General features: G+C 66.3%; 17 protein-coding genes. 8 read left to right on the top strand and 9 right to left on the bottom strand.

Annotation, left to right across the window (positions count from 1 at the left end):
* Positions 1-65: 65 nt before the first annotated feature.
* A complete protein-coding gene (locus HPY67_09420; protein ID NPV04938.1) occupies positions 66-443 on the top strand; it encodes a hypothetical protein in 378 nt (125 codons plus the stop codon).
* Between the two features lie 122 nt (positions 444-565).
* On the opposite strand, the gene HPY67_09415 is transcribed toward HPY67_09420, so the two are convergent.
* The 3 genes from HPY67_09415 to HPY67_09405 form a co-directional block, all read right to left on the bottom strand.
* Positions 566-1,243 carry a CBS domain-containing protein gene (locus HPY67_09415; GenBank protein ID NPV04937.1) on the bottom strand — a complete coding sequence of 226 codons (678 nt, stop codon included), beginning with the start codon at positions 1,241-1,243 and terminating at the stop codon, positions 566-568.
* Between the two features lie 102 nt (positions 1,244-1,345).
* Entirely contained in the window at positions 1,346-1,903 is a 558-nt protein-coding gene (locus HPY67_09410) for an SGNH/GDSL hydrolase family protein (GenBank protein ID NPV04936.1), read from the bottom strand.
* A 113-nt stretch (positions 1,904-2,016) separates the two neighbouring features.
* Positions 2,017-2,442, bottom strand: a complete 426-nt coding sequence (locus tag HPY67_09405) for a YjbQ family protein (GenBank protein NPV04935.1) — start codon at positions 2,440-2,442, stop codon at positions 2,017-2,019.
* Positions 2,443-2,610: 168 nt separating this feature from the next.
* Here HPY67_09405 and HPY67_09400 point away from each other — a divergent pair, with 168 nt between their 5' ends.
* The 6 genes from HPY67_09400 (at position 2,611) to HPY67_09375 (ending at position 10,232) form a co-directional block, all read left to right on the top strand.
* Positions 2,611-3,633: a KpsF/GutQ family sugar-phosphate isomerase gene (locus tag HPY67_09400; protein ID NPV04934.1), complete on the top strand. Its 1,023-nt coding sequence runs from the start codon at positions 2,611-2,613 to the stop codon at positions 3,631-3,633.
* A gap of 68 nt (positions 3,634-3,701) precedes the next feature.
* Positions 3,702-4,754: a DctP family TRAP transporter solute-binding subunit gene (locus HPY67_09395; GenBank protein NPV04933.1), complete on the top strand. Its 1,053-nt coding sequence runs from the start codon at positions 3,702-3,704 to the stop codon at positions 4,752-4,754.
* 19 nt (positions 4,755-4,773) lie between these two features.
* Complete coding sequence (locus tag HPY67_09390) at positions 4,774-5,238, top strand: TRAP transporter small permease (protein NPV04932.1); 465 nt, start codon at positions 4,774-4,776, stop codon at positions 5,236-5,238.
* Positions 5,238-6,518: a TRAP transporter large permease gene (locus HPY67_09385; GenBank protein NPV04931.1), complete on the top strand. Its 1,281-nt coding sequence runs from the start codon at positions 5,238-5,240 to the stop codon at positions 6,516-6,518. Before HPY67_09390 ends, HPY67_09385 begins: the two co-directional genes overlap by 1 nt.
* A 187-nt stretch (positions 6,519-6,705) precedes the next feature.
* Positions 6,706-9,870, top strand: coding sequence for a PAS domain S-box protein (locus HPY67_09380; protein ID NPV04930.1), 3,165 nt, complete (start codon positions 6,706-6,708; stop codon positions 9,868-9,870).
* Positions 9,867-10,232 carry a response regulator gene (locus tag HPY67_09375; protein NPV04929.1) on the top strand — a complete coding sequence of 122 codons (366 nt, stop codon included), beginning with the start codon at positions 9,867-9,869 and terminating at the stop codon, positions 10,230-10,232. Before HPY67_09380 ends, HPY67_09375 begins: the two co-directional genes overlap by 4 nt.
* A gap of 39 nt (positions 10,233-10,271) precedes the next feature.
* Here HPY67_09375 and corA read toward each other — a convergent pair whose 3' ends face one another.
* On the bottom strand, positions 10,272-11,336 hold the full coding sequence (gene corA / locus HPY67_09370; GenBank protein ID NPV04928.1) for a magnesium/cobalt transporter CorA: 1,065 nt from the start codon (positions 11,334-11,336) through the stop codon (positions 10,272-10,274).
* A gap of 340 nt (positions 11,337-11,676) precedes the next feature.
* On the opposite strand from corA, the gene HPY67_09365 reads away from it, so the two are divergent.
* On the top strand, positions 11,677-12,522 hold the full coding sequence (locus HPY67_09365; protein NPV04927.1) for an HDOD domain-containing protein: 846 nt from the start codon (positions 11,677-11,679) through the stop codon (positions 12,520-12,522).
* 100 nt (positions 12,523-12,622) lie between these two features.
* Here HPY67_09365 and HPY67_09360 read toward each other — a convergent pair whose 3' ends face one another.
* The 5 genes from HPY67_09360 to HPY67_09340 form a co-directional block, all read right to left on the bottom strand.
* Positions 12,623-13,459, bottom strand: a complete 837-nt coding sequence (locus tag HPY67_09360; GenBank protein NPV04926.1) for an acyltransferase — start codon at positions 13,457-13,459, stop codon at positions 12,623-12,625.
* A 41-nt stretch (positions 13,460-13,500) separates the two neighbouring features.
* On the bottom strand, positions 13,501-13,998 hold the full coding sequence (locus HPY67_09355; protein NPV04925.1) for an N-acetyltransferase: 498 nt from the start codon (positions 13,996-13,998) through the stop codon (positions 13,501-13,503).
* Between the two features lie 29 nt (positions 13,999-14,027).
* The gene (locus tag HPY67_09350; protein NPV04924.1) at positions 14,028-14,816 is read right to left on the bottom strand and encodes a DUF169 domain-containing protein; all 789 of its coding nucleotides are present in this window, start codon (positions 14,814-14,816) and stop codon (positions 14,028-14,030) included.
* A gap of 225 nt (positions 14,817-15,041) precedes the next feature.
* Positions 15,042-16,229 (bottom strand): thiolase family protein, encoded by a 1,188-nt coding sequence (locus HPY67_09345; protein NPV04923.1) that lies wholly within the window; start codon positions 16,227-16,229, stop codon positions 15,042-15,044.
* A 143-nt stretch (positions 16,230-16,372) separates the two neighbouring features.
* A complete protein-coding gene (locus HPY67_09340) occupies positions 16,373-18,790 on the bottom strand; it encodes a 3-hydroxyacyl-CoA dehydrogenase (GenBank protein ID NPV04922.1) in 2,418 nt (805 codons plus the stop codon).
* Between the last annotated feature and the right edge of the window lie 67 nt (positions 18,791-18,857).

The following is an 18,857-nucleotide window of genomic DNA, read 5'->3' as shown; positions in this document are numbered from 1 at the left end:
CGCGGGGTTTCGTGGTTGGATATCCCCGGAACGGGAAGGCGGCCCGGACGCGCAGGAGGGGAATCGTGACGGAAGGACACGGCAGCCCGCTTCAGACCTCGAACCCGTGGGTGCAGGCCCTGTGCGCCCGCATAGACAACCCCATGGTCTTTTTCCTGGCCGTCCTGGTGATCGTCCTCAACCTGGCCGACGCGGTCTTCACGGATTTTATCCTCGCCCACGGCGGCTGGGAGGTCAACCCGATCGCCCGGGGCGCCATCGCGGCCTTCGGCGATTACTTCTGGGTCTGGAAGTATTGCCTCGTCTCCTTCTCCGTCATCCTGCTGAGCGGCTACGTGCACATGCGCATGGCCCGGGTCTGCCTCGCCGTGGCCGCCGTCCTCTACAGCGCCGTCACGGTGTGGCACCTGATCCTGATCGACAGCCTCGTCCCCTTCCTGTAGGAGAGGAAGTTTTGAAGTTGAGAAGTTGCGAAGCTCGGAGGGGCTGAACAACCCCTGCATGCTCCCCTCTTTCTCTAACTTCCGAACTTCACAACTTCCCAACTTCCGTCCTTGCAGTTCCTTCAGCGCCTCGCCCGTCCCCTGTCCGTCCCGTCGCTGACGATCAGCACCTGGTAGTGGATGTCCCATAGGGACTTGAGGAACTCATCCATCCGGGGTCCCTCCACCCGGATCATGACGAGGCACCGCTTGCTGCCCCTCAAGGGGTGGACGAGGACCGTCTGCAGGTCGAGCCGCCAGCGCTTGCACAGCTCGACGACATCGTAAATGACATTCTGCTTCTCCCCGGCGGGCACGCTGAAGCAGATGCGCACGTTGTTGTCGCCCGCGCGTGCAATGCCGCAGAGGGCCTCGAGGACGTCGCAGTCGGTGATGATGCCCACAAGGCGGTCGTCCTTCAGGACCGGCAGGGCGCCGATCTTCTTCTCCCGCAGCAGGGCCCCCACGTCCTCCAGCGCCGTGTTCGGGCCGCAGGTGACGAGTTCCCGCGTCATCGCCTCCGCCACGGTGTGCTTCTTGAGGTTTTCCGCGTCCGCAGGCGGAAGCTCCCCCTTGAGCTTCATGGGGTGGACGAAGGGGTAGAGGTCGGAGAGGGTGACGATCCCGCAGAGCTTGTTCTCGGGCGACACGACGGGGAGGCGCCGGATGTCGTGCCTGAGCATCAGGTTCAGCGCCTCGTACAGGCTGGTCTTCTCCAGCGCGACGATCGGGGATTCGGACATCCAGTAACGGACCAGCATCGCTGCACCCCTCGAAAAGGCATTCTCCGTATCAGCGGAAACAAGTTTCGTGCCAATCGGGGGGCGTCATCGATGCGGAAACGGCGCCGCAGCGCCTGCGGGTCACAGCAGGCGGTCGATGCAGACGCCGAGGAAAGCCGCGTAGAGCCCGTGCCCTTCCTCGTCGGGCAGCCGGGGGTCCGCCTGCAAGAAGGCAGAGCCCGTGAGGCCCCGGTCCATGCAGTAGCCCGCCCAGGCGGTGTGAACGGGCACCGTGCCGCAGTCCAGGTCCGCGGCCACCTCGCGGATCGTCCGGTAGTACACGTCGACGGCGGCCCGCTCGTCGGGATCGGGCAGGGGGTGCGAGGTGGAGAGCACGACGGCGGCCGAGAGCTTCCGGCGCGCAAGCCGGACGAGGCGGACGAGGTTCTCCTTGAACTCGGAGCGGTAGACCGCCGAGAAGGCGTCGTCGATGCCGAAATGGACGACCAGGATGTCGGGGCGGCAGGGCTCGATGTCCGCGGAGAAGGTCTCGACCGCGTCGAACGAGGTCTCCCCCGGCCGCGAGCGGTTGATGATCTCCGTGCCCAGCGGGGCGCAGCGATCCCTGAGGATATCGGCGTACCCGCGAGTAACGCCGACGCCGGCCGCGATGCTCCCGCCGCGGATCAACACACGCATTCGTTCTCAGCCCCTTTGAGTCGGCAGCCCTTCTGATGCCGGCCGATCCCCTGTTCGGTCAGCAGCGGTGACGGGTAAAGCAGCCTCTTTGCCTTTTGCCTTCCGCCCGATGCCTATTGCCTGACGCCCGTCACCTGCACCACCACCTGCCTCTTGCGCGGCCGGTTGTCGAAATCGCACAGGATCACCTGCTGCCAGGTGCCCAGCACGGGCCTGCCCCCGATGACGGGAATGGTCAGGGACGGGCCCAGCAGGGCCGCCCGCACGTGGGCGTAGCCGTTGCCGTCGCCCCACCGGGCGTCATGACGGTAGCGCAGCGCCTCCGGGGCAAGCCGCTCGATGGCCTCCCGGAGGTCCTCGATGACCCCGCTCTCGTACTCGATGGTCGTCAGGGCCGCCGTCGAGCCCGGCACGAAGACGAGCACGCTGCCCTCGGTGATGCCCGATTCGCGGACCCTCTGCGAGACCTCCCGCGTGATGTCGATGAGGTCCGTCTTCGACGTCGTCGCAACGCTCAGCGCATAATTCCGGATCTCCATGTCCCGCACCCCCTTGCGGCCCAGGCCTTTCGCCGGACCTTACCCCACCGGCCCCCAAGTTTCAAGGCCGTGCTGCGAACGGGCAAATTGTGCCTTGTCATGACGGCGAAGATTTGATAGTCAACAACTCTTGTATACAAAACCGTTCCGGCGGTTGCGGGGCACGGGATGAAAAAGACGAAAAAGGGCGGAGACGCCCTCAAGCAGGCCCGCGAGGTCCTGAAGATCGAGGCCGAGTGCATCCTGGGGCTCATCCCCAAGCTCGATCAGAACTTCACGAAGGCCGTTGACACCATTTACCGGGCCAAGGGTCGCGTGATCGTGTCGGGGATCGGCAAATCGGGCCTCATCGGCCGCAAGATCGTGGCCACCTTCACGAGCACGGGCACGCCGGCCATCTTCCTGCACCCCGTGGAGGGGATGCACGGGGACCTCGGCATCGTCACGAAGGGCGACGTGCTCATCGCCATATCCAACAGCGGCGAGACGGCCGAGCTCAACGAGCTGATCGCCCGGATCGCCCCGATCGGACTGCCGCTCATCGCGCTGACGGGCAACCCGGGATCGACCCTCGGCCGCGCAAGCGACATCGTCATCGACGTGGGGGTGGCCCGCGAGGCCTGCCCCTTCGGCCTGGCGCCCACCTCGAGCACGACGGCGGCGCTCGCCATGGGCGACGCGCTGGCCGTGGCCCTCACGGAGAGGCGCAACTTCGGCGAGAAGGACTTCCTCAAGTTTCACCCGGGCGGGACGCTGGGCCAGCGTCTCATGAGCCGGGTGAAGGACGCCATGATCACGGGCGACAGGATCCCCCGGGTCTATGCGGGCGCGCCGGCGCTGGACGCCGTCGAGGAGATCGACCGGCGAAACCTGGGCTTCGTCCTCGTCACGGACCGCCGGAACCGCCTCAAGGGGATCCTGACCGACGGCGACGTGCGCCGCTGCGTCAAGCGCGGGGTGCGCTTCGAGGCGATCCCCGTGGACGACATCATGACGAAAACGCCCCGGACGATCGACGAGAACGCAACCCTCGCCAAGACCGTGGAGACGATGGAGACCCTCGAGATCACCACGCTCGTCGTCACGGGGAAGAACGGCACCCTCAAGGGCTACATCCACCTGCACGACATCTTCGGCCGCGGCGGCACGCTGCGGATCTCCATACCCAACGCCAACGGGCGGGAACACTGACCGAGGCAGCGACATCGTCCCCGGCAGGCCGGCGGGGCCGTTCTTGCACCAAGAAAGGAGGAGACATCATGAGACGCTGGGTCGGAATCGTCACGGTTGTGCTGTTTGCCCTGGGAGGGGCGGCGGCGGCATCGGCGGCAAACTACAAGCCCGAGTACAAGATGAGCATCGTCGTCGGGCCCACGACGGCCTGGGGACAAGGGGGGCAGAAGTTCGCCGATCTCGTCAAGGAGCGCACGGGCGGCAAGATCAACATCAAGGTCTACTTCAGCGGCCAGCTCTACGCCGGCAAGCAGACCAACGAGTTCATGCTCGTCAAGCAGGGGGTGGCGGACTTCGCCCTGGGCTCCACCATCAACTGGTCCACCACGGTCAAGGAGCTCAACCTCTTCTCCCTCCCCTTCCTGATCCCGGACTACAAGGCCCTCGACGCCATCGAGGACGGCCCCGTGGGCAAGAGGATCTACCGGGCCCTCGAGGAGAAGGGCGCCGTGGCCCTGGGCTGGGGGGAGAACGGGTTCCGCGAGATCACCAACAGCAAGCGCGCCATCCGGAAGCCCGAGGACCTCGAGGGGCTGAAGATCCGCGTCGTCGGCTCGCCCATCTTCATCGACACCTTCAAGGCCCTGGGCGCGAACCCCGTCTCGATGAACTGGGGCGAGGCCCTGACCGCCTTCCAGTCCGGCACCGTCGACGGCCAGGAGAACCCCGTGACGGGGATCATCATCCCCTACAAGCTCTGGACGGTCCACAAGTACTGCACGTTCTGGCACTACGTGATCGACCCCCTGATCCTGCTGGCCAGCAGCGAGACCTGGAAGACCTTCGACAAGAAGGACCAGGAGATCCTCCGCAAGGCGGCCCTGGAGGCGACGGCGTGGCAGAAGGCCGAGGCGCGCAAGGGGCTGCTCGGCAGCACCGACTCCATGGACGAGCTCAGGAAAAACGGCATGGACGTGACGGTGCTCACGGCCGACGAGATCAAGCTCTTCAAAGCCAAGACGAAGCCCGTCTACGACAAGTGGGCCAGGGAGATCGGGGCGGACCTGGTCAAGGCGGCCGAGGAGGCCGTGGCCCGGTCGGCGGCTCCGGCGAAGAAGCCGGCCCCGAAGAAGAAGTAGGGCGGGCGGGGGAACGGGGGTGAGAGCGCTTGCCCGCCATTTCGAGGAGGCCGTGTCGGTCGTCCTGCTTGCCGCCATGGGCATCCTCGCCTTCGCGAACGTGCTCACCCGCTACTTCATCCACTACTCCTTCGCCTTCACGGAAGAGATCGAGGTGGCGCTCCTGGTGTGGGTCACCATGCTCGGGGGCGCCGCCTGTTTCAGGCGCGGGCTGCACCTCGGCTTCACGTACCTGGCCGACCGGCTGCCCGCGGCCTGGCGCAAGGCCGTCGCCGCCCTTTCCGGCGGCCTGATGCTCGCGGTCTGCGCGGTCCTCTTCCGCTTCAGCCTCATTCACATCCGGGATGAAATCGAGATGGCGATCACGACGGAGGCCCTGGGCATCCCGCAATGGTGGTACACCCTGGCCATCCCCGTGGGATGTCTCCTTATCGCCGTGCGGGTGATCGAGGCCACCGTTGGGAAAATACGGGGGGGAACCTGATGGAGTCGGCGCTCCTCTTCGGCCTCTTCATCGCGGCCCTCGTCCTCGGCGTCCCCGTCGCGACGTCGCTGGCGGCCGTGGCCTGCCTGCTCATCTGGCAGTTCGACCTGGGCATCCGTGGCATCTCGCCCAACTTCTACGCGGGGATCGCAAAGTTTCAGCTCCTGGCCATCCCCTTCTTCATCCTGGCCGGCCTGATCATGGAGCGCTGCGGGATCTCCCGGCGCCTCGTCCACCTGATCAGCCTCGTCGTGGGGCCGATCCCCGGGGGTTTGGCCATCGTGACGGTGGTGGTGGGCCTCATCTTCGCCGGCATCTCCGGGTCCGGGCCCGCCGACACGGCCGCCCTAGGGGCGATCCTGATCTCGGCCATGGCCGCCAGGGGCTACGCGAAGCCCTTCACGGCCGCGCTCATCGCTTCAGCGGGCTCCCTTGCGATCATCGTCCCGCCCAGCATCGCCCTGATTCTCTACGGCGTCATCACGGGGACGTCCATCTCGGCGCTCTTTGCCGCGGGGGCGATCCCCGGCCTGCTCGTGGGGCTCTTCCTGATCCTGCCCTGTTTCGTGATCTCCTGGAAGAACGGCTGGCGGGGCGAGCGCTGGGGGACGCCCGCGGAGATCTGGAAGGCCTTCACGGAGGCCGTCTGGGGGCTGGCGGCCCCCTTCATCATCCTCGGCGGGATGTACGGCGGGGTCTTCACGCCCACCGAGGCGGCCGTCTTCGCCGTCTTCTACGGGCTTTTGGTGGGCATGGTCATCCACCGGGAACTGCGCCTGGGCGACCTCTACGCCCTGCTGCGCGACGCCGTGCTGTCCTCGGCGGTCATCATGATCATCGTGGCCTTCGCCGGCCTGTACTCATGGACGGGCTCCACGCTGGGCGTCATGGACAAGTTCTCGGGCTATCTGCTCACGGTTTCGCAGAACCCCTGGGCCGTCCTGCTCATGATCAACGTCATCCTCTTCGCGGCGGGCATGCTGATGGACGCCATCTCCATCTACTACATCTTCCTGCCCATCCTCATTCCCATCATCAAACTCTTTCAATGGGACCCGATCTGGTTCGGCGTCGTCATGACGGTGAACCTCGCCATCGGGCAGCTCACCCCGCCCGTGGCGGTGAACCTCTACGTCGTCTGCAACCTCGCGCAGATCCGCCTCGAGGAAGTCTCCCGGGCGATCGTCCCCTTCATCCTCGCCATGCTGCTCGCGCTGGGCATCGTGATCGCCTTCCCGGCCCTGTCGACCTTCCTACCCGCCCTGTTCGGGCTCGGCTGAGCTTTCTCGCCGGTTCCGGGGCACTTTTCTTGCATAATTCTGATCCAGAGTGCAGGCGCCTCGGGCGGCCGATTTTCGACAGCAGGATCGGCGTCTCTCTGTTCCCCCTCCCGCATCGGCCTTTCGGCAGCGGCTCGCCGGGCATACCGCCGGCAACAGCCCGCCTGCACCTTCAGGAATCGAAGCCATGCGCAGAGTGACCGCCCGGAAGACCGAATCCAGGGGAAAGAACCGCGGGACCCTGTCCACGGGCAAGCCGGCAAACCGGTGCGCTTCGACCGACACACGGCGCCGGGCCGCCTGTGATCCCGGGGCGCTCCTCGATGCCCTCGGCGGGATGCTCTACATCCTCTGCCCCGGTCATCGCATCGAGTCCATGAGCGATGCGGCCCGCAGGGCCATGGGGCGCGACGGCACGGGCGAGCTGTGCCACGATTTCCTCTTCGGGCTCGACGCCCCCTGCCCCGGCTGCAGGGCCGATCTCGTCCGGCAGGGCGGGACACAGCGCCGGGAGACCCGCAGCCGGCGGGATGACCGCTGGTACGCCTGCATCCTGGCGCCGCCGCCCCGCGGGGAAGAGCCGGCCGCGCTGCCGGCCCTGGTCGTCGACGTGACGGAGCAGAAACTCGCCGAGGAGGCCCTGCGCCTGGGCGAGGAGCGCTACCGCGCCATCTTCGAGAACTCGCTCGTGGGCATCTACCAGTCCACCCCCGGGGGCCGGTTCCTCCGCGTCAACCCCGCCTGCGCGCGCATCTTCGGCTTCGCATCCCCTGACGAGATGGTCGAGACGGTGACCGACATCGCCGGACAGGTCTTCGTCGATGCGGAAGACCGCAGGCGGTGCCTGGACATCCTGCAGCAGCGGGGCACCCTGGAGCGCTTCGAGGTCCGCATGCGGCGGAGGGACGGCCGCGTGATCTGGACGGCCCTCAACGCCCGCGTCGTCCGGGACGGCGGGGGCCGGACGCTTTTCATCGAGGGCGTCGTGGAGGACATCACCGAGCGCAAGCGGGTCGAGGAGGCCCTGCGTCTCAGCGAGGAGCGGTTCTCCAAGGCCTTCCACGCGAGCCCGGCGCCCCTGGCGATCGCCACGATCGACGAGGGGCGCTACATCGACGTCAACGAGCGGTTCCTGGAGATGCTCGGCTGCGCCCGCGACGAGATCATCGGCCGGAGCTCCGTCGAGATGGGGTTCTGGGCCGATTCCGCCGTCCGGCAGGACCTGGTCGCCCGTCTCCGCCGGGAGGGCCGCGTCCGCGACGCGCCGGTCGCCCGCCGGACGAAGGACGGGAGGCTGCGCCAGACCCTCTGGTCGGCCGAGATCGTTCGGCTCGGCGGCAAGGACGTTCTGCTGTCGCTGCACCAGGACGTCACGGAGCTGCGGGAGGCGGAGGAACGGCTCCGCGCCGGCGAGGAGAAATACCGGCTGCTGGCCGAGAACGTCTCGGACATCATCTGGACTGCCGACACAAATCTCCGGTTCACCTATGTCAGCCCCTCCGCGGAACGGATACTCGGGTGGAGCGCCGATGACTGGCCGTCCCTCACCCTGCAGGATTATATCGCCCCGGCCCATCGGGAGCCGATACGGGCACTGCTCGCCGAGGAGATCGGGCGGCCGTTTGCGCCCGGCGTCGACGACGCCCGGGTCGTCCGGGTTGAGCTGGAGGCCCTGCGCAAGGACGGCTCCGCCTGCTGGGTCGAGGTGTCGGCGCGGCTGCTGCGCGACACCGCCGGGAACCCCGTCTCCCTGATCGGGGTCGCGCGGGACATCACGGACCGCAAGCAAATCGAGGAGGCCCTGCGGGCGAGCGAAAACAAGTACCGCCAGCTCTTCGAGACCTGCCCCATCGGGATCGCCGTCTGCGGTCTCGACGGCCGCCTCCTCGAGGCCAACCGGGCCTTCCAGGCCATCACCGGTTACGGGCTCGAGGAGCTGCGTGCGCGCCGCTTCGACGAGATCACGCCGCCCGAGTACCGGGAGTTCGAAAGGCAGATCCCCGGGCATCTCGAACGGGAGCCTGCCGTGACCTACGAAAAGGAATACACGAAGAAGGAGGGAGGGCGCGTGCCCGTGTCCGTCACGGCCTGGGTCTCGCGCGACGACGCAGGGGTCAAGCGGCACCTGGGCGCCTTCGTGCTCGACCTCTCCGACCGGGCCCGGCAGGAGCAGGCGCGGCGCCAGCTCGAGCGGCAGCTCCACCAGGCTCAGAAGATGGAAGCCATCGGAACGCTGGCGGGGGGCATCGCCCACGACTTCAACAACATCCTCTTCGCCGTCATCGGCTTCGCCGAGCTGAGCCTGCAGGATGCCGGCGACGACCAGACACGGTGGAACCTCCGGCAGATCCTCAACGCCTGCAACCGGGCGAAAACCCTCGTTGACCAGATCCTGGCCTTCAGCCGGCCCGTGGAACAGGCGCAGCAGGCCCTCGACGTCGTCCCGCTGACCAAGGAGGTCGTCAAGTTCCTTCGCTCCTCCCTGCCCGCCACGATCGACATCTCCGTCGAGTCCGCCGTGTCGCACAGCGTCATCCTCGCCGACCCGGCCCGCATCCACCAGGTGATCATGAACCTCTGCACCAACGCGGCCCACGCCATGCGGGCGGCGGGCGGGAGGCTCTGCATCCGGGTCGACAACGCTGCACCGCCCGCAGGCGCCCTGCCCGGAGGGACACGCTGCGGCGCAACGGGGGCGTTTGTCCGCCTCAGCGTCAGCGACACGGGCCACGGGATCGACCCGTCGATTCTCGACCGGATCTTCGATCCCTTCTTCACCACGAAGCCGCCCGGCGAGGGCACCGGGCTCGGCCTGTCCGTCGTGCACGGCATCGTGAAGAATCTCGGGGGCGCCGTCCTCGTGCACAGTGAACCGGGGCGGGGCAGCACCTTCGACGTGTTCATCCCGGCCCTCGGCACCGCGGGGCCCAGGCCGGAGCCTCCCGCGGGGCCGCTCCCGCGGGGGACCGAGCGTGTCCTGCTGGTCGACGACGAGGCCCCGCTGGCGGAGGCCCTGTCCCGGATGCTCACCGCGCTCGGCTACCGCGTGACGGCCGTCCAGGACGGCCCGGCGGCCCTCCGCCTCTTCCGGGAGGACCCCGGGGGCTTCGACCTGGTCATCACGGACATGACGATGCCGCGCATGACGGGAGCCGAGCTGGCATGCGAGATCCTGCGCTGCAGGCCCGGCACGCCCGTCATTCTCTGCACGGGGTACAGCGACTGCATCGGGGAGGCGGAGGCCCTGGCCATGGGCATCCGGCGATTCCTGCTGAAGCCTCTCTTCCTGGGCCAGCTGGCCCTGGAGGTGCGGGCCGTGCTCGACGGGCAGACAAGGAACGAGACGCCATGAAGAGAATCCTGATCGTCGACGACGACGCGCTCGTGCGCGACATGCTGGACCGGCTGCTGCGGCGGGCGGGCTACGACACGGAAACGGCGGAGAACGGCGCCCGGGCACTCTCCCTGCACCGGAAGCAGCCCGCCGACCTCGTCATCACGGACATCCTGATGCCCGAGAAGGAGGGGATCGAGACGCTGATGGAACTCCGCAGGCTCACCCCGGACGTACCGGTCATCGCCATCTCGGGCGGCGGCCGGATCGGGCCCGAAAGCTACCTGTCGATGGCGACGCTGCTCGGCGCGGACCGCGCCTTTGCAAAGCCCGTGGACACGGCGCAGCTGCTGAGGGCCGTCGGGGAGCTGACGGCCTGAACGGGTCGCTGCACGGGCGCCCCGTCCCGTGTCCGCCGCCTAGATCCAGCGGCGCCGCCGGAAGGCGATGAGCATGGCAAGCGCCACGGTGATCATGACCCCCCACACCAGGAAGTAGCCGTAGCGCCACTTGAGCTCGGGCATGTACTCGAAGTTCATCCCGTAGACGCCGACGAGGAAGGTGAGCGGCATGAAGAGGGTCGCGATCACGGTGAGCACCTTCATGACCTCGTTGAGGCGGTTGCTGATGCTCGAGAGGTAGATGTCGAACATCCCCGAGAGGATATCCCGGTAGGTGTCCACGGTGTCCATGACCTGGATCGTGTGCTCGTAGACGTCCCGGAAGTAGATGGCCGTCGTCTTGTCGAGCAGCGGCGACTCGGCCCGCTCGAGAAGGGAGACCACCTCGCGCAGCGGCCACACGGAGCGGCGCACCAGCAGGATCTCGTCGCGGAGCTTCTGGATGCTCTGCAGCGTCTCGCGCTTCGGGGCCGCCACGACCTCGTCCTCGAGTCGGTCGATCGTCTCCCCCATCTTCTCCATCACGACGAAGTAATGATCCACCACGGCGTCCAGCAGGGTGTAGACGAGGTAGTCCGTCCCCATCCTGCGGATCCGCCCGAGGCCGTTTCGAATCCGGTCGCGCAGCGGCCTGAAGATCCCGCTGTCGGACTCCTGGAAGGACAGGACGAAATCGTCGTTGAACACGATGCTCAGCTGTTCGATGCGGAGCTCCCCGGCCGCGTCGTCGTAGGTGATCAGCTTGACGATGAGGCAGATGTACTTGCCCAGGTCGTCGATCTTCGGCCGCTGGGTCGTGTTCATGATGTCTTCCATCAGCAGCGGGTGAACGTGGAACTGGCCGCCGATCTCCTCGATCACGCGGGGATCGTGGATCCCGACGACGTCGATCCACGTGACCGTCGACTTCCCGCAGTACGGGGCCAGCTCGGCGGGCGACCCGATCTCCCGCTCCTCGAAGTGATCTTCCCCGTAGTCGACCACGGTGACCCGGATCTTCTCCGTCCGCTCCGGTCCGATGTGCACCAGGCTGCCGGGGGGAAGACCCGACTTCCGGGATCTCTTGATGCCGCTTTTCACCATCCTCTCACCCACCTGCAACGGTTTCGGCCGGCCCGGGCCGCCGGCGGCAGCGGAGGGCTCCCCGCCGCGCCCCCGCCGGCCATGGTACGGTTATTGCTTCATTCCTCGTGCGGAGAAGTGCTGCGAATGACCTGACCATCGGCACGGCGAAACCCGAGCCTGGATCTCACGCGACGAACGGACTCATTTTTCTCACGCTCTTTCTGACCTCGAACGACACCGGATGCGGAACCTCACCTGCGCCCTGCACACCCACTGACCGCCGGTGGTCAGGTCATCATTCGGGGGCCCCCGCGGGCGGGTGCCGCACCCCGCCGTCAGGAGCCCCATGAGCAGCACGATGGAAAGTCTGGCGGCCGAGCTGAAACGGGACATCCCCGCGCCCGAGCTCGCGCTGCTGTCCGACATTCACGATTCGATCATCGAGAAGCTCAATCTCGGCTTCGACCCCTCCGTGCTCCTCGTCCTGGACAACGAGGACGCCCAGCAGCACGAGATCGAACAGCTCAAGTTCAGGATCAAGGAGCAGATCGCCGCCCGCATGCTGGCCCGCGCCAACTCCGTGGTCCTCTTCGGCAAGGTGAGACCGGGCGACGCCGGCAGCTTCACGAAGGTCGTCCTGCGGATGGGGATGAAGCCGTCGAAGATCTACATCCTGGCGCTCGCCCTGTTCCTGCTCGACCCCGCCCTGGAGCCCCTGGCGGGCCGGAGCTTCTCGAGGGCCATTCTCGGCCGCATCCTGGCCGAGGAGCTGGGCTTCAAGAGCGCGGCCGTAGAGCAGGTGGAGATGGGGTCGCTCCTGCTCGAGATCGGCCGGATCCCCGCCGCCCTGTACGAGATCCGCGCGGCAACTGCCCTGGACGAGGCGTTCGTATCCGCCCGGCACCCCCTGCTGGGCCTCGCCATCCTCAGGAAGTACGAACTGCCCCGTTACCTGGAAGAGGCCCTCCTGTGCGAACATTTCTCCCTTCTGCACCGGTCGCTCTCGCCCCTGGCGGTGATCCGCCTGGCCGACCTCGTCGTGCAGCAGAGCTTCCGCAAGCACGGAAAGCTCGTTGTCGAATCGCCCCTGCCCGACGGGACGGTCGAGTACACGCTCGGTTCCGCCCTGATCGACCAGTTCAACGCCATCGGCTACCGCAGGTTCGTCGAGGTCAGACTGCCACCGCAAAAAGACGGAAGTTAAGAAGATCGGAAGTTAGGAAGTTCGGACAAGCCTTAAGGGCACGATGTCTTCCCCTCCCGTGATCCTAGCTTCATAACTTCCTCGCTTCCTAACTTCATAGTCAATCCCGCCTCGTCTTTGTTCCCTCGACGGCTGGAGGCACTCCGCAGATATCCCTATAGAAGGTGGGCCTGCGGTCGCCGAACAGGTTGTTGTGGGGGTTGAGCTGCTTGTCGAGCGCCCCTGCGGGGTCGACGTCGATGACCCCCACGCACTCCTCGTCCTCACCGGCCCGGGACAGGATCTCGCCCAGCCGGTCCGTGATCTGGCTCCTTCCCGTGTAGTGCAGGCTCTTGCCCCCCCGGCTCTCCGTCCCCGTCCGGTTCGCCGTCACGGCAAAGACCCGGTTCTCGAGGCAGCGGGTGACCATGGCCGTCTGGCAGTAGGGGAGAACGAGGTTCGCGGGGTGGCAGACGACCTGGGCCCCCTTCAGGGCGAGGGTCCGCATGGACTCGGGGAAAAACCAGTCGAAGCAGACCATGATCCCCACCCGGCACGGCCCGATGTCGTAGACCTCGAAGCCGCCGTCGCCGGGGTCGAACCAGAGCTTCTCCTCGAAAAAGAGGTGGACCTTCCGGTAACTCGCCACGAAGCCCGTCGGCGAGACGAGGATCGCCGCGTTGAAGATCCTGTCGCCGCTGCGCTCGGCCATGCCCGCGACGAGATGGACGTTGTTGCGCCGCGCGAGGGCGGCGAGCCGCTGCGTCGTTTTCCCGCCGGGCGCCTCCTCGGCCAGGGCGGCGATCTCCTCCTTCGAGGTGATGAGGTAGCCCGTGTTGAAGAGCTCCGGCAGCACCAGCAGGTCCGCCTGCGCGCCTTCGATGAGCGCCTCGGCCTTGTCGAGATTCCTGTCCACCTGGCCGAAGGCCGGGTTGAACTGCACGTACCCGATTTTCATTCCACCCCTCTTTTCGACGGGCAAACCCGTCGTCCCTGTGCTCACAGGATCAGCTGCATCCACACCGCGTCGAGGTCACGCCCCTTCTTCTCCGCGACGCGCCGGAACCGCCCGCACTCCACGAACCCGTGACGCTCGTGAAAGCGCAGGCTTGCCTCGTTGAGCGAGGAGACGTTGGCCAGGACGGTGTCGACCCCCTTGCGCCTCGCCCCGGCGATGACCCGCTCGAGCAACCCCGTTCCGATCCCTCTGCCCGTGTAGGCCGGGTCGATGAACGCGCTGATCTCCGCCGCACGCCGAAACGCGGGGAGCGGGTGAACCGGGCGGAGGAAGGCGAACCCGACGACCCGGCCGCCGCGTTCCTCGTCCCTCGCGGTGAAGGCCGGGTACCCCTCCGTCAGCTCGAGGAAGCGGTCGAAGAAGGCGTACGGCACCGCCTCCTCGGGGTAGGCCGCAAAGCTGTTCTCGATGTAGTGGTTGAAGATGTCGATGACGGCCTCCCGGTCGCCCTCGGCCAAGCGTGCAAAGCGAATTCGCATCTCTTCCGCCTGACTCGCAGCACGTAACCCTACAGCAAACCCAGCTCCTTCCCCAGCGTCTTGAAATGCGGGGGGAACTCGGGCTGGAAGTTCAGGAAGAACGTCACGGGATACCCCGCGCCCACCTTCTTGCCCGCCTCCTGCAGCCCCGTCACGAGCTGCGCGAGCCCCTTGGCGGGCAGCGCGAAGACCATCTCGTCGTCCTGGGTGATCGAGAACACGCGGTCGCCCATGCCGGGCACGGCCACGCGGGGCTTCTGTTCCCTGAACGGCGCGATCAGGTACTCGGCGCATTCGATCTTCCCGCCGAAGTTCCCGGCGATGCGCTCCCCCTCCTGCCAGCTCCAGGCCTGGACGAAACGCATCACCTGCGCGGGATTGCCGTAGAGCACGACGACGTCCGGATCGAAGGATGCCCGGGCGAGCGGGGCGATGAGCAGCGCCGCGTACTCGTCCTTCCCGAGCCGGCAGATGGACATGCCCTCCCGGGTCCCCGTCTCCTCCGTCCTGGCGTACGCCCCCCCGCAGAAGAGCCTGCCGATGGCGGCCGCCGTGTCGTCGGCATTCGTGAGGCCGAAGGCGATGCCCGCGGGCACGCAGATCAGGTCCTCCTTCGCAAGGCCCACCGTCCAGCCATAGAGCCGGGCCATGCTCACGGCCTGGCAGACGGCGACCCTCTTCCCCAGCGCCACGGAGGGCTGCCTGGTCTTTTCCGGGAAGGACTTGTCCTTCAGGAACTTCACGGCCACGGGCAAGGTCCTCAACCTGACGTTGTTCCGGATGAATTCCGCCGCTTCCGCGTAACTCTGTCCCGTCATCTCTGCCTCCTCCTTGGGGTTTGGAAATTGGGGAATGGGTCCCGGGCATCGGCACGGCACCGAGCCGACAGCCTGCAGTCGACGGCCGACACGCTTCTCTCTATAGCGTCTTTTCGCGCGGGCTGAAAGAAGAAAAAAACGCCGCGGCTCTCTCGAACCGCGGCGCCCTTCATTTTTCTCCTGAACTCATTGAACCAATCGAACTAACGAACCAACGAACTGTTTTTACAGCATCTCGTATATCCCCGCCGCGCCCATGCCGCCGCCGATGCACATCGAGACCATGCAGCGCTTGGCCTTCCGGCGCTTGGCCTCATGGAGGATCTGCGCCGTGAGCTTGGCCCCCGTGGCCCCCAGGGGGTGGCCCAGGGCGATGGCGCCGCCGTTGGGGTTGATGTCCCCCTTCCAGTAGCGCTCCTCGATCCCGAGGGTCCGGCAGGACGCGATGGCCTGCGCGGCGAAGGCCTCGTTGATCTCGAACAGATCGATGTCGTCCATCTTGAGGCCCGCCAGCTTCAGGACCTTCGGGATGGCCACGGCCGGGCCGATGCCCATCTCCTCCGGCGCGCATCCCGCCACGGCATAGTAGGTCATCTTCGCCAGGGGCTTGAGGCCCAGGGCCTTGGCCTTTTCCTCCGTCATGAGCAGCGCGAAGGCGGCCCCGTCCGTCATCTGCGAGGAGTTGCCCGCCGTGACCGAGCCCCCCGCCTTGAAGGCGGGCTTGAGCCTGCCCAGGTCCTCGAGCGTCGTGGGCCACCGCACGCCGTCGTCCTCGGTGAAGGTGACCTCTTCGCGGATCCGCTTGCCGCTTGCGTCCTTCTTGTACCGCCAGGCCTTGATGGGAATCGTCTCGTCCTTGAACTTGCCCGCCTTGAGGGCCTCGGCGGCCCGGCGGTTGCTCTCGACGCCCATCTTGTCCTGGTCCTCGCGGGAGACGTTGTACTTGGCGGCGACGTTCTCCGCCGTGATGCCCATGGAAACGTAGGTGTTGGGCCGGTTTCCCCAGTCCGGGTGCGGCCGGAACTGGCTCCCGCCCATGGGGATGTGCGACATGGTCTCGACGCCCCCGGCGATGATGACGTCGGACCAGCCCGCCCGGATCTTCGCCGTCGCGTCGGCGATGGACTGCAGGCCCGACGAGCAGAACCGGTTGATCGTCATGCCCGAGGCCTCGATGGGCAGGCCTGCGCCCAGGGTGAGGACGCGGCCGAGGTTCATCCCCGTCTCGGCCTCCGGGAAGGCGCAGCCGACGATGAGGTCGTCCACGTCCTTCGGGTCGAGCTGCGGGACCTTCGCCAGCAGCCCCTTCACGACCTGCAGGCCGAACTCATCGGCCCGGGTGGCCGCCAGGCCCCCTCTTCGGTATCGCCCGCCCGGGCTCCTGACCGCTGCAACGATAACGGCTTCTCTCATGATCGATATCCTCCCTTTGTTGAAGAGACGGTTTCTTGTTCTCTCATCTCAGCCCTCCTCTCCCCTCCGCGGGAGAGGATCGAGGTGAGGGGGGTTCCCCCTCCTCCTGCCTCCTCCCGCCAGGGGAGGAGGATATAAGGAAATTAGTTACGCAGCGGCTTCCCGGTGGACAGCAGCGACATGATCCGGTCCTGCGTCTTCTGCTCGCCGCAAAGGCTCAGGAAGGCCTCGCGCTCGAGGTCCAGGATCTCCTGCTCCGTCACGTACGTCCCCTCGGGGCAGTCGCCGCCGGAGAGGATGTGGCCCAGCTTGCGGGCGATGTGGAGGTCGTAGTCGCTGATGTAGTTGCCGTGCCGCATGTTGTAGAGGACGGCCTCGCAGATGCCGCGGAAGTTCTCGCCCATGACGGGGATGAGCGCCGGCTTGGGCGGCCTGTAGAACTTCGAAAGCCCCAGGACCACCTGCTTGGCGTCGTTGAGCTGCTGGTCGCGGTTGATGCTGATCCCGTCGGTTTTGCGGACGTAGCCGAGTTCCTTGGCCTCCTCGGCGCTCGTGGCCACCTTGGCCATGCCGATGTTCTCGAAGACCTTCGCGTAGTAGCCCTGGAGGTTGAGGCCCTGCTCGACCACCCCCACGGGGATGCCCTCGGTGACGCGCACCATGAGCTCCTTGGTGCCGCCGCCGGCGGGGATGACGCCCGCACCCACTTCGACGAGCCCGATGTAGGTCTCGGCCGCGGGCTGGCACCGGGCCCCGTGCATGGCGATCTCGCAGCCGCCGCCCAGGGTCATGCCGGCCGGTGCCGTCACGACGGGCTTCTCACAGAACTTCAGGCGCATGTTGGCCTGCTGGAAGTCGTTGATCATCTTCTCGAGGATGTCCCAGTCGCCCTTCTGGATGGCGACGAGCACCTTGAAGATGTTGGCGCCCACGGAGAAGTTGGGGGCCTGGTTGCCGATGACGAGGCCCGTGAAGTCCTTCTCCACGATGTCGCAGGCCAGGAAGAGCATGTTGATGATGTCCTCGTCGATGGCGTTCATCTTGGTGTGGAACTCCAGGCAGGCCACGCCGTCGCCCATGTCGATGAGGCTGGCACCCGCGTTCTGGCGGATGACCTTCTTGCGCTCCTTGAGGGCCGGCAGGACGATGATCTTGGGGTTCTCGGGGAGCTTCACGTAGTCTTTCTTCGCGAAGTCGTAGTAGTAGGTGCCGTCTTCCTTGGTCGTGTAGAAGGACGGGAACCCTCCCTTGAGCATGTCCTCGACCTTCTTGGGCACCTTCTTGCCCAGCTGCTTCATGACCTCGACGGCCTCCTTGACGCCGACGGCGTCCCAGGTCTCGAAGGGCCCGAGCGCGTGGTTGTAGCCCCACTTCATGGCGTTGTCGATCTCGACGATCGTGTCGGCGATCTCGGGGATGCGGTTGGCGGCGTAGATGAAGTTGTTGCAGAGGTACTCGCGGACGAGCTCCGCCGCGGCGTCCTTGCCGTTGAAGACCATCCTCACGGTCTTCTCGACGGGGGCCTCGGACTTCTTGGCCGCATCGATGGACTCGAACTTGGGCTTGTCGGCGGGCACGTACTCCAGGGTCTTGACGTCGATGGCGAGCTTGACCTTCTTGCCCTTGGCGTCCTTGGACTTCTTGTAGAACCCCCCCTTGGTCTTGTTGCCGAGCCACTTCTTCTGGATCATGGCCTTGACGAAGTCGGGCGGGATGAAGAGGTCGCGGCTCTCGTCCTTGGGCAGGGCCTCGTAGAGGTTCGTCATGACGTGGTACGCCGTGTCGAGGCCCACGAGGTCGATCGTCCCGAAGATGGCCGAGCGGGGCCGCCCCAGGGGGGCGCTGATGATGGCGTCGATGTCCTCGATCCTCATGCCCTTGGCGAGCATGAGGTTCATGGCGTTGGCCATGTCGTAGACGCCGATGCGGTTGGCGATGAAGTTCGGGACGTCCTTGCAGACGACGACGCCCTTTCCGAGCACGTCCTCGCAGAAGCGGGTCACGTACTCGACGACCTCCCTCTTCGTCTCCTCGCCGGGGATGACCTCGACGAGCTTCATGTACCGCGGCGGGTTGAAGAAGTGGATCCCCAGGAACCGCTCCTTGAGCCCCTTGCCGAGATTGGCCGAGATCTCGCCGATCCGGATGCCCGAGGTGTTCGTGGCCACGATGCAGTGGGGCTTCACGACCTTCTCCACCCTGGCGAAGAGGTCCTGCTTGATCTTGAGGTTCTCGATGACGGCCTCGATGACCAGGTCCACGCCCCCGAGCCACGAGAGGTGGTCCTCGAAGTTGCCGGGCGTGACCAGCGCGGCGTTGCGCTTGGTGTAGAAACTCGCCGGCTTGGCCTTCGTTGCGCCCTCGAGCCCCCGCATGGCGAAGCTGTTCCGCCAGGCCGGGCTGTCCTTTGTCAGTCCCTTCGCCTTGTCCGCCTCGGTCAGCTCGGGGGGGACGATGTCGAGGAGCAAACACTCGATCCCCGCATTGGCCAGCTGGGCCGCGATGTTCGCGCCCATCACCCCCGCGCCTAAAACGGCCGCCTTTTTGATCTGAAACGACATGGTTTCCTCCTCCTGGATTCGAAATCAGGCAAACGGCTGAGGGTCAGCGGCGGAGGCCCGTGAAACG

It is taken from the genome of Syntrophaceae bacterium, from assembly GCA_013177795.1.
GTDB lineage: Bacteria > Desulfobacterota > Syntrophia > Syntrophales > UBA2192 > UBA2192.
The sequence above is the reverse complement of the archived record's forward strand: the minus strand, read 5'-3'. Positions and strand labels throughout refer to the sequence as shown.

Coding starts and splice junctions, on each gene's coding strand:
- HPY67_09340 (NPV04922.1), bottom strand. CDS start 18,790: ATGTCGTTTCAGATCAAAAAGGCGGCCGTTTTAGGCGCGGGGGTGATG.
- HPY67_09360 (NPV04926.1), bottom strand. CDS start 13,459: ATGAAAATCGGGTACGTGCAGTTCAACCCGGCCTTCGGCCAGGTGGAC.
- HPY67_09400 (NPV04934.1), top strand. CDS start 2,611: ATGAAAAAGACGAAAAAGGGCGGAGACGCCCTCAAGCAGGCCCGCGAG.
- HPY67_09410 (NPV04936.1), bottom strand. CDS start 1,903: ATGCGTGTGTTGATCCGCGGCGGGAGCATCGCGGCCGGCGTCGGCGTT.
- HPY67_09395 (NPV04933.1), top strand. CDS start 3,702: ATGAGACGCTGGGTCGGAATCGTCACGGTTGTGCTGTTTGCCCTGGGA.
- HPY67_09350 (NPV04924.1), bottom strand. CDS start 14,816: ATGACGGGACAGAGTTACGCGGAAGCGGCGGAATTCATCCGGAACAAC.
- corA (NPV04928.1), bottom strand. CDS start 11,336: ATGGTGAAAAGCGGCATCAAGAGATCCCGGAAGTCGGGTCTTCCCCCC.
- HPY67_09415 (NPV04937.1), bottom strand. CDS start 1,243: ATGCTGGTCCGTTACTGGATGTCCGAATCCCCGATCGTCGCGCTGGAG.
- HPY67_09385 (NPV04931.1), top strand. CDS start 5,238: ATGGAGTCGGCGCTCCTCTTCGGCCTCTTCATCGCGGCCCTCGTCCTC.
- HPY67_09405 (NPV04935.1), bottom strand. CDS start 2,442: ATGGAGATCCGGAATTATGCGCTGAGCGTTGCGACGACGTCGAAGACG.
- HPY67_09380 (NPV04930.1), top strand. CDS start 6,706: ATGCGCAGAGTGACCGCCCGGAAGACCGAATCCAGGGGAAAGAACCGC.
- HPY67_09375 (NPV04929.1), top strand. CDS start 9,867: ATGAAGAGAATCCTGATCGTCGACGACGACGCGCTCGTGCGCGACATG.
- HPY67_09365 (NPV04927.1), top strand. CDS start 11,677: ATGGAAAGTCTGGCGGCCGAGCTGAAACGGGACATCCCCGCGCCCGAG.
- HPY67_09355 (NPV04925.1), bottom strand. CDS start 13,998: ATGCGAATTCGCTTTGCACGCTTGGCCGAGGGCGACCGGGAGGCCGTC.
- HPY67_09345 (NPV04923.1), bottom strand. CDS start 16,229: ATGAGAGAAGCCGTTATCGTTGCAGCGGTCAGGAGCCCGGGCGGGCGA.